Here is an 11,701-nt window from a genome sequence, read left to right as displayed (position 1 = left end):
GAGCCCGCCTTCGGCCTGATGCTGCGCCCCGAGATCGCCGCGCTGTCCATGTCCGGTTCCAGCGTCATCGTCGCCGTCAACGCCCTCGCCCTCAAACGGTTGCGGCTGCCCTCACCCTCCGACACGCGCCAGGGCGCGGAAGGACCGCAGCCGGTCGGGCACGTGTAGCGGCTTCGTCGTGGTGGGAATCCCGGATCGGGGTTATAAGTCCGGGTGGTCGAGGTCGGCCGTGAGCGGTGTGGGCAGGCGCCGTACGAACGAGATATGCGTGTGCGAGGACCTCAACGATGACCTATCGATGGTCGAAGGGGACACGGCGCCTGCCGTGTCCCCTTCGACGGTTCTGAGATCAGGCCTTGTATTCGGGGTAGCCGTAACCCACGACGTCGGACTTAGGCCGCACTCGCTGCTCGACCTTGCCGTTGCCGGTGTTGCCCTCGATCGTGGTGATCGTGCCGTCCCCGTTGTCCTTCTTCACCAAGCCCATGTGGTCGATTCCGCCGATGGTCTTGTTGGCGCCCCAGGCGAAGTAGACGACGGAGCCAGGTTTGGCCACCGTGCCCCAGCGGCCGTTGTCCTTGAACCAGTTGGCCCAGGTCACGGTGTAGGCATCCCATCCGACCGTGGATCGGAGGCCGGCCTTCTCGCCGACCCAGGAGACGAACATGGCACACCATGGAGCATTGGCGTAGGCACGCACGTTCCCGCCGTCGCGAGCCACGGTCTCCTTGGCCCGAGGTGAGGACATGTACCAGTCGTGGAACAGGGTGCCGCCGCCGCTGGCGTTCTCGGTCACGCCAATCTGCTTTTCGGCGATCTGCAGCAGCATCTGCGCGGACCCTGGGAGCAGTTTCTGGGAGGAGGTATCGGATTGTGAGTCGGCCCGGGTCTCGTGGTGCCCGGCCGCGAAGGCGGGGCCTCCGGCGAGGAGCGTGCCCAGGGCGACGGTCGCGGCGACGGTGAGGCGCGGCAGGCCGGCGTTCATGAGGGAACGGGGGAAACGGTAGTTGGACATGTGGGGGTTTACTCCTTGCTTCCATGCCGCCTACCGGGTTAGCTGACGGGTTCGGGCGTGGAAGTGCCCTACGGAGCGCCGCTTGGGGGCGGGCGCGCCGATTCACCCCAGAGAGACTGGGTCCCCGGCTCCGCAAGATCGCGGACTCGGCGGCCGCGTTCACTCAGCGGGAGGGGTTCCCGCTGAGTGAGACACGGTCTCGGCAGTACAAGGCATTACCTGGCACGCACCGCGTGTTCGATCTATGCCTTGAGTTCCTCGACGGTAAGCGATTGAGGCAAAGCAACGCAATCCCCATTCACGAACATGTAACGGAATCCCTTGTGTGATAGGGGTTCGTCGAGAGAAATTTTACCTTTCCGTCCACCATCCGGTGAGATCAACGGATTGTAAGCTGGTCTGTAACTATGATCTTTAGTATCTTCTGCGAGTCCATCGATCGGCCGTAGTGGTGGCCGGATGGCGTGTGCAACTCCCGCTGCCCTGACCGGGCAACCTAAGATTTCTACGGAGAAGTACCAGTCCGACCTAATGATCCATCTGCTGGCAAGGAGGATCGGCCGCGGAGTCCCCATGAGCCCTGGATGGGTTGGCGGATTGCCCTGGAAGCGAATACCTACTATGGTGGATAATAGAAGAAAATATGACCTGATTCGTTGTGAAAGTCATGATCCAGGCGCCGGCCCGCCTCATCGAAGGCGGCCTCGATCGAGTCCTGCGCAAGAATCTCGAACCCGTATGCCAGCCCGGTATTCTCCTTTTCCCTGACCGCTGTTTCGTCGGCTCTTCGATTTTGAGGGGGATGTTCACCCTCATGCCGCTGGCACGTTGATCGTTTGATGTGTGCAGTGCAACCGTACGCGGCGGCGTTGGTTGGTGAGGTTACGGAAGCCGAACGCCACGCGGGCGGCGTCCTTGATCAACCGATTCGTTCCCTCGGTACGGGCGTTGGTGATGCCGGTGGTGATGAACGCCGGCGTCTCGGGCCACCAGGCGTCGATCGTCTCAGCCAGAGTGAGGAGTTCGGGGATGCCGGAGTCGGCGCACCAGGAGAGGAACCGGTGGAGCCGGTGAGAGATCACCGACCACGGTGCCTGCTCACGGGCGCAGGCCAGCAGAGCACGTAGTTCTTCCTTGGCGATCCACGCGGCCAGGATCAGCCAGTCCACCACGGCCTTACCGGTCCGGCCGGCAGCCTGGCCGAGCAGAGCGCCCGTCCCCGACAGGTCGACGAAGTTGGTCGCAAAAAGCTCAGTTCGCGCCCATCGGCCGGTCGCCTCGTTCTTGATCCACTTTAGTCTGCCTCGGCGGGTCTCGTCGATGCCCAGCACGCGGGGCGGTTCGGGTTCGATGAGCAGCGCGTCGGCGTGGGCGGCGAAGTGGCGATGCACCAGCGGCCAGCCCACCATGTACTCGCGGCCCACCGCGGCCACGGAGCGGCCCGAGGCGACCTGACGGGCCACTGCCCGGCACAAACCGGCCCGTCACCCGCGCCTGCGGCGGCGGGTCATGCGCCGCTGGCGCACTGTGGTGGAGATGACCCCGCAGTCGGGGCAGGCCGCCCAGTCTTCCGGGCGTTCGATATGCACCAGCCGCCCTGGTTGTCCGTCGTCATGGGCGACGCGTTCGACTTTCACCACCGCGATTTCCGGCATGCCGAACAGGATCGAAGTACTGTCGTTCACAGCTTGTGGCCCCCGTCACCAACTGTCTTTGATCAACAGCCAGTGTCGCGGGGTCACGAGCTCTCGCCCGTCAGACCACGTTCGGGCACTTCCCCCTCAAGATCGAAGAGCCACGTATCCCGGCTACCCGACTCATCGAGACCGGCGACCAGCCGTTGCCCGAGACACCGGGCGAGGTCGGCATCGGCCTTGGTCTCACACACTTCGCGGTTCTGTCCAACGGCCGGAAGATCGACAACCCGCGTATCCTGCGGCGGGCAGCCAAGAAGCTCCGCAAGGCACAGAAGGCGCTGAGCCGCACACAGAAGGGGTCGGCAAACCGCAGGAAGGCCAGGCTGAAGGTAGCCCAGGCGCACGCCAAGGTGGCCGATACCCACCGCGACTGGGCACACAAGCTGTCGGCCACGTTGATCCGCGACAACCAAGCGATCTACGTGGAAGATCTTGCCGTGTCCGGCCTGGCCCGTACCCGGCTGGCCAGGTCGGTGCACGACGCGGGCTGGTCACAGTTCGTGGGCATGCTGGAGTACAAGGCGAAACGCTACGGCCGCCACTTCGCCAAGATCGACCGCTGGTTTCCCAGTTCGAAGGTGTGCTCGGCATGCGGCACTCTCGCCACCTCGATGCCGTTGAACGTCCGGTCGTGGACGTGCGCCTGTGGCGTCACCCATGACCGGGACGTCAACGCGGCGATCAACGTGCTGGCCGAGGGAAGACGAATCGTCGCCGCTGGACGGAAACCCGTCGCTGAGACGCGACAGGAAGCGGAGACGTTAAACGCCTGTGGAGGTGACGTAAGACCACCGCTCGCGGTGGCGGACGCCGACGAAGCAGGAAGCCTCAGAGGTGCCGCGTGATGCGGCACGGGCTGAATCCCCGGCCTTCAGGCCGGGGAGCGCGTCAATTGTTCACACTTGCCCAGTCCAGCAGTTTCCCGGCGGTCTCGAACCTCCGGCTGGAGACGGTTTCGCCGAGGATCACGCCGACCAGCTGGTGACCGTTGCGGTCAGCGGCGAAGGTCAGGGAGTAGCCCGCGGCACGTGTATAGCCGGTCTTCATGCCGAGCACGCCCGGCGTGCCGAGCAGCTTGTTGGTGTTGCTCCAGGTGTAGGCGCCGTGGTCCGCCGTCTCGGCGACGACGTGGCTCTGACTGGAGGTGACGGTCTTCAACATCGGGTTACGCAGTGCCGCCTTGGCAAGCCGCGCCTGGTCCTGCGCGGTGGAGTAGCCTTCGCCGTTCGGTGTGGGCAGCCCGTCGGCGTTGAGGTACATGGTGTCGCGCATCCCGAGCTCGCGCGCGGTCGCGTTCATCTTTGCTGTGAACCCGGTGACCCCGGGGCCGTAGGTGCGGGCCAGCGCGTGGGCGGCATCCGCGCCCGAGGGAAGCATGAGACCGTACAGCAGGTCCTCGACGGTGAGCCGGTCGCCGGCGCGCAGGTACGCGCTGGTGCCGCCGCCGTCCTGCGCGTAGCGCACGTCGTCCGACGTGATCTCGACCGTGTCGGTCGGCTCTGCTTTCTTGAGCACGATGTAGGCGGTCATCACCTTGGTCAGGCTGGCCACCGGCATGCGCTGGGCGGCCTGCTTGCTGAGGTGAACCTTGCCCGTCGAGGCGTCGACCAGGTAGGCCGCGCGCCCAAGCACCGCCGGCGCGACATCGGAGGGGTTGGTGTGGGCGGGGACTGCCTGCTGGCGCACCGGCTGGGCATAGGCCGGTACCGCGAATCCTGTTGCCATGGCCAACAGGGCGGCACCGACCGTAAGGCGGATTTTCCCGTTGCTATGCATGCCGATCAGGTTGCCATGGAATTTGAGGTGCCCTTGACGATACAGGAGTCATTAAATGGTAAAAAATGCGGCTTCCTCGCCCTGTAAGGGAGATTCGTCAGGTAAAAATTCCCTTCTATCCTCCTTGCGGATTCGAGGGGAATAAAATGGCGGGGAAGTTTGCCACCATCGCAGATCTCACTCTGGTAACTCTAAAGATCTCCCGCACGTCTAGTGAACCGCTCCAGGTTCTGCAGTGCCCTGACCTGGAGATGGGCGGGCAGTACGGCTCGCCGCCGCAGCGTCTGGCCGGTAACCAGAGAACTCGACCGAATACGATCCCGGGGCGGAGGCGAACGTGCCCGGCATCACGGGGGCGAATGCCGGACACGTCCAGGGAGGCAGTGATGGCGCCGCGTCCGCAGGCGGGGACCACTGCCTTGTTCAGCTGCGCGAGGCCGCCTCGTAACGACCATACCTAGTAGTAGTGAGGTGGCGTGTTCCTCCGGGAAACACGGGCCGGCTGCCTATCGGTCTTTCTGGTAACCGAGCAGAGTCATCATCCCGCTCTCCGCGTGATAGATGTTGTGGCAGTGGATCATCCACAGGCCGGGGTTGTCGGCGTCGAAGTCGACGTCGAGGGTGGTGTTCGGGAGCACGATGGCGGTGTCCTTGCGGATGCCCCCGCGAGCCAGGGCAAAGGTGTGGCCGTGCAGATGCATCGGGTGCCACATCATGGTGCGGTTGACGAACGACAGCCGTACGCGCTCCCCCGAGCGGATCCCGTAGATGGTCTTCGGGTCGTACTTCCTGCCGTTGATGGCCCAGTCGTAGCGCATCATGCTGCCGGTGAGCTCCAGCTTGATGGTGCGATCGGGGTTCTTCGGGGCCAGCCCTACGGCTTGCGCGGGACGGAGCCTGCCGTACCCGACGATCAGCCCGTCCAGCTCGGCGGGACGGGCGCCGACTCTGGGCGCCGGCCCCGTGCCGCTGGTCCTGATCAGGGCGCGGGCAAGTTCCTTCTTGCCCTCGGCAAGGGCGACCAGCGGGAAGACGCCGTCCTTGAGCGTCACCAGCACGTCGTAGCGCTCGCCCATGCCGATGAGCAGGGCGTCGGTCTCGACATGCTCGACGGGGAATCCGTCGCTGTGGGTGACGGTCATCCTGTGGTCGCCGAGGGCGACCCGGAACGCAGTGTCCCCGCCGGCGTTGACGAACCGGATCCGCAGCCGGGTGCCGGGCTTGGTGCGGAAGGTCTCGGGTGCGCCCGGCAGGCGGCCGTTGATCAGAAAATGCGGGTAACGGACGTCTCCGGCGTCCCCGCCGAGGAGGGGGCTCATGGCGCCCATCAGCATGTGCTTGCTCATGCCGGACGACGACGGTGCGGAGCTGGAGGGCATCCCGGACATGTCGCCGTGGTCCATGCCCATGTCCATGCTCATGCCGCCGGACAGCTCGGCGAGCACCTCGTCGGGGGTGCCGGTCACCCCGTCGAGCCAGTCGTCGAGCACGACGACCCATTCCTCGTCGTAGCCCAGGGGCTCGCGAGGGTCCTCGACGATGAGCGGGGCGTAGAGGCCGCGGTCGAGCTGGGTGCCCGAGTGGGGATGGAACCAGTAGGTGCCGGGGTCGGGGGCGGTGAACTCGTAGACGAACTCGGTGCCCGCCTGGACGGGCTCCTGGGTGACGCCGGGCACACCGTCCGCGTCGTTGCGCAGGGCCAGCCCGTGCCAGTGGATGGTCGTGTCCTTGGGGAGCCGGTTGACCAGGCGGGCGCGGAGGACCTCGCCCGCCCGAACCCGGATCTCCTTACCGGGGATTCGGCCGTTGTAGCTCCAGGTGGTAACGGACTTCCCACCCAGGTCGACAACCTGCTCGGTGGCGATCAGGCGGAAGTCGCGGATCATGCCCGGCCTTCTTGCGGCCTCCTTCGCGGCCACCGCGCCATCGGTGGGGCTCAGGAAGGCGGGTGCGGCGGGCGTTCCGGCGGCGGTGGGCCGGCGCGTGCTGCAGCCCGCTAGGGCGGCGCCGGCGGCGATCCCGAGCCCACCGCGGAGAAACGTACGTCGGTCGATGGATTGCATGTCGATGCCTCGCTGTGTCGTGTGATCAGGTCACTGCGGCAGCCGGGCCGCCGAAGGCCCGGCTGAGGCATCTAGATCCGCAGGACGGCCACGCGGGTGATGGCGAGGGCAGGGGAGGGGGGACCACGGAGCCCGCCGAGGGACGGGCTCCGCCGTGCGGCACGGAATCGGGCGGAGCGGGAGCTCGCGTGCGCGCTGCGGAAGGCGACCAGGAAAAGGACGCCCATGAAGGACAGGACGGCCAGGCAGATCCACAACGGATCGGATGCTCCGCTGTCGTCGCCGGGCTGCTGTTTTTGCAAGGCGTTCGGGCCGGTCGCATGGTGACAGGGCGCCGAGATCGCGGTAGTGGTGCCGTGATGCCCTTCGAGATGGCCCAGCGTGTGCATCGTGACCACGCCGGTGATGACGAGGAACAGCAGCGACAGCCGCAGGAGCACGTCCACGGCCGTACGCCGGTCCGTCACCGCCGTCTCCTCCCGTCCCCTAGCGCGCAATCTCCTATGAATGATAGTAGATCAGGCCTGGCGAGAATGAGGCATTCAGTTCTCCAAGGTCGGTTGGTGTCTACGTCGGTGACGTGTCCGGCGGGGTCCAGGTGAACGCACACATCCAAGATGGCCGGGTGGTGACAGACGATGCCGGGCGGGGCGAGCGCCGAACCGAGGGGCCCGCCGGCGAACTCAACGACCGGCCGGCCGGGGCGGAGCTCCTCACGGCCGCGCGCCTAATCGGTGGTTTGTTGACGTGGGGCTGATGTCGCAATAAACCGGTGGATAGGGGTAGATAGTGCTGTTCGGGGGTGGTCGTGATGGCGACCGCGCGGCGTCCGTGTCCACCGGCGCCGGGTCCGTTGGAGGAGTACGCGGCCCGGTTCGATGATCTGTGGTGCTCGCTCGCGCAGCGCCGGGGGTTCCGTGAATATCTGGCCGGGCTGTTGCTGCCGCGCGATCGGAACAAGACGCTGACCTGCCTGGCCGGTGCGGAGCCGGTGGCCGGGGCCCAGAGTGCGGCGGTGCAGCGGCTGCAGTTCTAGGGCGTCTCCAGCCCGCCGAACAGCTCGATGACCTCGGCCGGCGGAGCCGGTTCCCATGCTCCCCATGGTGTCTCCGTACGCGGCATGTCGTCATTGTCACCGAGCCTGCCCCGGCGGGAAAGCATCATGCCGGGTCGGGGACGGTCAGGTGCCACCTGAGCCATTCGACGACGTTCTTGATGAAGGTCACCCGGTTGGCGAGTTGCCGGATCTCGTGCCCCTCGTCCTCGAACAGCAGCAACTCGCAGGGAATGCCACGGGCCCGTGCCTCCCGCAGCACCTGCTCGGCCTCGTACACCGGGACGTTGGTGTCGCGGGCGCCGTGCACGACCAGCAACGGGGCGGCCAGCCGGTCGAAGGAGTGCAGGGGCGACAGCACCCGCAGCAGGTCACGGTCGGCGACCGGGTGGCCGTACTCGCTGACGGCCGCCGCGGCGATCCACGGCTCGGTCCGGTCGTAGAAGGTCTCGAAGTCGGCCATGCCGCAGACGTCGACCCCGGCGCGGAAGAGGTGGGGGTGGGTGACGAGGGCGGCCAGCGTCAGGTAACCGCCGTAGGAGCGTCCCATGCAGGCGATCCTGGCCGCCTCAGCGACACCAGACCGCACCAGTTCGACGGCGCAGTCGGCGACGTCGTCGATCGCGTCGAAGCGGAGCGCGTGGTTGTCGGCGTTGCGGAAGGCCCTGCCGAACCCGGACGAGCCGCGGACGTTCGCCGCGAGCACCCCGATCCCGGCGGCCAGCAGGTTCTGGAACAGCGGGTTGAAGGTGGGCCGTTCCTGGCTCTCCGGACCGCCGTGCAGGTAGACGACGAAGGGCATCGGTCCCCGGGCCCCGGGGACCCGGTAGAGCCAGCCGGTCAGCTCCATGCCGTCGCGCGCCTGGAAGCGCATCAACTCCGCCTCGGCCGCCTCGGCGATCGGGGAGTCCCCCGCGATCCGCCGGTAGCCGCCGTTCTCCAGATCGCAGAGCACCACGTGGGAGGGGGCGCCGGGCCCCTCGACCGCCAGGACGGCCAGGCTGCCGTCCAGCGAGACCCTGATCGAGGAGACCACCTCGGCGGGCAGCGGCGGGAGCGGGCGCACCGCACCGGTGGCCGGCTCGATCACCTCCAGTTCCGACCGGCCGCTGTCGTTCCACACCAGGACGGCGTGGTGGCCGTTGGCACTCAGCGCGAACTGGTCGAGTTCGGCGTCCACCCGCTCGGCCAGCACGACCTCCGCGCCGTCCTCACCCACCGCGAGCAGCGCGGCCCGATCGCGGCCGACATCGGACAACAGGTAGGCGACCGTCCCGTCCGGAGAGAGGATGCCGTAGTCGGTGGAGCCGTTCATCCCCGCCAGCAGCGGCTGTTCCCCGGGGCCTGGAAGATCGCCCGCGGCCTCGTCGGGCAGGCTTGAGGGCAGGCCGGGCGGGATGTCCTCAAGGTGGCCCTCGGGAAGGTTTGAGCGGAGCCCGGCCGGAGGATCGGCGGAGCGGCCGGAGCACAGGCCGGGGGTGAGGTCCTCGGTTTCGAGAGGACCAGGTGCGAGATCACCGGAAGCGGAGAGGCCGGACGCGAGGGCCCCGGGACCGGCGGAGCCGTCGGGACCGGACATGCCCGAGGTGAGATCACCGGGATGGGCGGCGGGAAGGCCGGTGGGATCACCGGGGAAGGCGGAAAGATCGGCCGCGTACATCCGGCGCACGCCGCGCGGGCCGCGCCGCAGCAGCATCCGCCGGTGGTCACGGCTGATCGCCGCCGGGTGCATCAGCGCGCCGCCCGCGATGACCTCCCGGCTGCCGGAGCCCGCGTCGATGAGCACCGCGTCCGTACGGCCGGACGCGGAGACCTCGGCGACGAGAAGGACCTCCCCCTGCCCGGTCCAGCGCACGAACGACGCCGACCCCCCTTCCGGCGCGGCCAGCGGGCGCAGATCGCTCCCGTCGGGCCTGACCGTCCAGACCTGGGTGTGCTCCCCGCCACCCGGCACGACGAGGACGGCCAGCCGCCGCGCGTCGGGAGACCAGCTCACGTCGGCGGCGGGCTCAGGACCGGTGTCGAGAGACCACGCCTCCGTCTCTCCCCCGGCCGGCCCTCCGGGCGACGCTCCTCCCGGGAGCAACGCCTCCAGATCGCCGCCGAGAAGCTGGACCCAGACGCGCGGAGAGCCGTCTCTGTCGGCGATGAACGCGACGGCGCTCAGGTCGGGCGCCAGCGCGGGCGCCCGGCAGCTCCAGGCGGTCAGGCCGGTGCCCGCCGCGGGGCGGGCACCGGCTCCGGGCATGTCGGCCATCAGACGCCCTGTGCCTGCAACCACAGCTCCAGGAGTCCAAGCTGCCACAGTGCGTTCGCTCCCAGGGTGGTGCGATGCTCGTCCGGTGCCGCGAGCAGCTTGTCGACGTACGGCTGGTCGAACAGGCCGCGTGACCGCGCGGCCTGCCCGGTCAGCGCGTCCCTGACGAGTTCCAGGAACGGGCCGTGGATGTGCCTGATGGCGGGGACCGGGAAGTAGCCCTTGGGCCGGTCGATGATCTCGGCGGGCAGCAGCCTGCGCGCGGCGTCCTTCAGGACGCCCTTGCCGCCGGAGGCGAGCTTGAGCTCGGGAGGGCAGGCCGCCGCCAGCTCGACCAGCTCGTGGTCGAGGAACGGGGTCCTGGCCTCCAGCCCGAAGGCCATGGTCATGTTGTCCACCCGCTTGACCGGGTCGTCGACGAGCATGACCTCCGTGTCCAGGCGCAGCACCGCGTCGAGCGCGGTGTCGGCGCCGGGCGCCGCGAGGTGGCGCCGGACGAACTCGCCGCTGACGTCCCGCTCCAGCATGTACTCGGGCGACAGGATTCCGGCCAGCGTCCCGTGCGAGCGGTCGAAGAACTCCTCGGCGTACGTGACGGCCGCGTCCTCGCGCGACACGCCGGCCAGCGGCGGGTACCAGCTGTAGCCGGCGAACACCTCGTCGGCGCCCTGGCCGGACTGGACCACCTTGACGTGCCTGGAGACCTCCTGCGACAGCAGGTGAAAGGCGACGCAGTCGTGGCTGACCATCGGCTCGCTCATCGCCCGCACCGCGTGCTCCAGGGCGGGCAGCAGGCGGGTGTCGTCGATGAGGATGCGGTGGTGGTCGGTGCCGAACTCACCGGCGACCAGGTCGGAGTAGGCGAACTCGTCGCCCCGCTCCCCGCCCGCCGCGGAGAACCCGATGCTGAAGGTCGACAGGCCCGCCTGTCCCTCCCCGGCCAGCAGCGCGACGATCAGGCTGGAGTCCAGCCCCCCGGAGAGCAGCACGCCCACCGGCACGTCCGCGACCATGCGCCTGCGCACGGCCACGCGCAGCCGGTCGAGCACCGCCTCGCGCCACTCGGAGGAGGACAGCCCGGCGCAGTCGGGCAGGGCCGAGCGGGTGTAGGGCGGCTGCCAGTAGCGGCGGTCGGTGACGGTGCCGTCGGGCTCGACGGTGCGCACGGTGGCCGGGGGGAGTTTCCGCACACCGGTCAGGATGGTGCGCTCGACCGGCACCACCGAGTGGAAGGTCATGTAGTGGTGCAGCGCCACCCGGTCGACGCCGGTGTCCACTCCTGTTCCGGCGAGCAGCGCGGGCAGCGAGGAGGCGAAACGGAGGCGATCGGCGTCCTGGGAGAGGTACAGGGGTTTTATACCGAGGCGGTCGCGGCCGAGGGTCAGCCGGCCGGTGTCCCGCTCGGCGACCGCGAAGGCGAACATGCCCTTGAAGTGGTCGACGCAGTCGATCCCCCAGCGGTGGAAGGCCTTCACCAGCACCTCGGTGTCGGAGGTGGAGAAGAAGCGGTACCCCTGGCCTTCCAGCTCCTCGCGCAGCTCACGGTAGTTGTACAGGCACCCGTTGAAGACCGCGGTCAGGCCGAGGTCACTGTCCGTCATCGGCTGGGCGCCCCGGTCCGACAGGTCGATGATCTTCAGGCGCCGGTGGCCGAGTGCGACGGGTCCCAGCGACCACAGGCCCGACCCGTCGGGACCCCGGTCGCTCATCACCTCGCTCATCCGGGCCACCGCGGCGACGTCCGCGGGACGGCCGTCGAACCGGATCTCACCGCTCAGACCGCACATCGGCACCCCCCGATGACCTGCCCACCCCGAAGCCGGGCGGATTCAGCCCTGA

The 11,701-nt window shown here is 68.1% G+C and carries 9 protein-coding genes, 1 pseudogene and 1 riboswitch; of the genes and pseudogenes, 2 read left to right on the top strand and 8 right to left on the bottom strand.

Annotated features, from left to right (window positions below):
- Positions 1 to 349 precede the first annotated feature (349 nt).
- The 3 genes from ABT130_RS35925 to ABT130_RS35915 form a co-directional block, all read right to left on the bottom strand.
- Positions 350 to 1,015 (bottom strand): CHAP domain-containing protein, encoded by a 666-nt coding sequence (locus ABT130_RS35925; protein ID WP_350963212.1) that lies wholly within the window; start codon positions 1,013 to 1,015, stop codon positions 350 to 352.
- A 12-nt stretch (positions 1,016 to 1,027) separates the two neighbouring features.
- Positions 1,028 to 1,177: riboswitch (cyclic di-AMP (ydaO/yuaA leader) on the bottom strand.
- A gap of 650 nt (positions 1,178 to 1,827) precedes the next feature.
- Positions 1,828 to 2,424 (bottom strand): transposase, encoded by a 597-nt coding sequence (locus ABT130_RS35920; RefSeq protein ID WP_350929987.1) that lies wholly within the window; start codon positions 2,422 to 2,424, stop codon positions 1,828 to 1,830.
- 75 nt (positions 2,425 to 2,499) lie between these two features.
- Positions 2,500 to 2,700 carry a hypothetical protein gene (locus ABT130_RS35915; protein WP_350963210.1) on the bottom strand — a complete coding sequence of 67 codons (201 nt, stop codon included), beginning with the start codon at positions 2,698 to 2,700 and terminating at the stop codon, positions 2,500 to 2,502.
- Positions 2,701 to 2,801: 101 nt separating this feature from the next.
- On the opposite strand from ABT130_RS35915, the gene ABT130_RS35910 reads away from it, so the two are divergent.
- Positions 2,802 to 3,557, top strand: a complete 756-nt coding sequence (locus ABT130_RS35910) for an RNA-guided endonuclease InsQ/TnpB family protein (RefSeq protein ID WP_350963215.1) — start codon at positions 2,802 to 2,804, stop codon at positions 3,555 to 3,557.
- A 43-nt stretch (positions 3,558 to 3,600) separates the two neighbouring features.
- Here the strand turns inward: ABT130_RS35910 and ABT130_RS35905 are convergent, their stop codons facing one another.
- From ABT130_RS35905 to ABT130_RS35895, 3 genes are all read right to left on the bottom strand, one after another.
- Entirely contained in the window at positions 3,601 to 4,437 is an 837-nt protein-coding gene (locus tag ABT130_RS35905) for a D-alanyl-D-alanine carboxypeptidase family protein (RefSeq protein ID WP_350929964.1), read from the bottom strand.
- A 557-nt stretch (positions 4,438 to 4,994) separates the two neighbouring features.
- Entirely contained in the window at positions 4,995 to 6,551 is a 1,557-nt protein-coding gene (locus ABT130_RS35900; protein WP_350963207.1) for a multicopper oxidase family protein, read from the bottom strand.
- A 71-nt stretch (positions 6,552 to 6,622) separates the two neighbouring features.
- Positions 6,623 to 7,018, bottom strand: a complete 396-nt coding sequence (locus ABT130_RS35895) for a hypothetical protein (RefSeq protein WP_350963204.1) — start codon at positions 7,016 to 7,018, stop codon at positions 6,623 to 6,625.
- A gap of 344 nt (positions 7,019 to 7,362) precedes the next feature.
- Here ABT130_RS35895 and ABT130_RS35890 point away from each other — a divergent pair.
- Positions 7,363 to 7,584, top strand: a pseudogene (locus ABT130_RS35890) (IS701 family transposase); the annotation flags it as partial.
- A gap of 127 nt (positions 7,585 to 7,711) precedes the next feature.
- On the opposite strand, the gene ABT130_RS35885 reads toward ABT130_RS35890, so the two are convergent.
- Both ABT130_RS35885 and ABT130_RS35880 read right to left on the bottom strand, forming a co-directional pair.
- On the bottom strand, positions 7,712 to 9,862 hold the full coding sequence (locus tag ABT130_RS35885) for a S9 family peptidase (RefSeq protein WP_350963202.1): 2,151 nt from the start codon (positions 9,860 to 9,862) through the stop codon (positions 7,712 to 7,714).
- Positions 9,862 to 11,649, bottom strand: a complete 1,788-nt coding sequence (locus tag ABT130_RS35880; RefSeq protein ID WP_350963199.1) for an N-acetylglutaminylglutamine amidotransferase — start codon at positions 11,647 to 11,649, stop codon at positions 9,862 to 9,864. The genes ABT130_RS35885 and ABT130_RS35880 overlap by 1 nt, the downstream gene beginning before the upstream one ends.
- Positions 11,650 to 11,701 lie beyond the last annotated feature (52 nt).

The sequence above is a fragment of the Streptosporangium sp. NPDC001681 genome (genome assembly GCF_040298085.1).
GTDB lineage: Bacteria > Actinomycetota > Actinomycetes > Streptosporangiales > Streptosporangiaceae > Streptosporangium.
Note: the sequence above shows the minus strand (reverse complement) of the source record. Positions and strands in the feature narration are given on the sequence as shown.

What these genes read in the sequence shown, in the direction of transcription:
- ABT130_RS35885 (WP_350963202.1), bottom strand. Translation starts at nt 9,862, where the DNA reads ATGGCCGACATGCCCGGAGCCGGTGCCCGCCCCGCGGCGGGCACCGGC.
- ABT130_RS35920 (WP_350929987.1), bottom strand. Translation starts at nt 2,424, where the DNA reads ATGGTGGGCTGGCCGCTGGTGCATCGCCACTTCGCCGCCCACGCCGAC.
- ABT130_RS35900 (WP_350963207.1), bottom strand. Translation starts at nt 6,551, where the DNA reads ATGCAATCCATCGACCGACGTACGTTTCTCCGCGGTGGGCTCGGGATC.
- ABT130_RS35925 (WP_350963212.1), bottom strand. Translation starts at nt 1,015, where the DNA reads ATGTCCAACTACCGTTTCCCCCGTTCCCTCATGAACGCCGGCCTGCCG.
- ABT130_RS35880 (WP_350963199.1), bottom strand. Translation starts at nt 11,649, where the DNA reads ATGTGCGGTCTGAGCGGTGAGATCCGGTTCGACGGCCGTCCCGCGGAC.
- ABT130_RS35905 (WP_350929964.1), bottom strand. Translation starts at nt 4,437, where the DNA reads ATGGCAACAGGATTCGCGGTACCGGCCTATGCCCAGCCGGTGCGCCAG.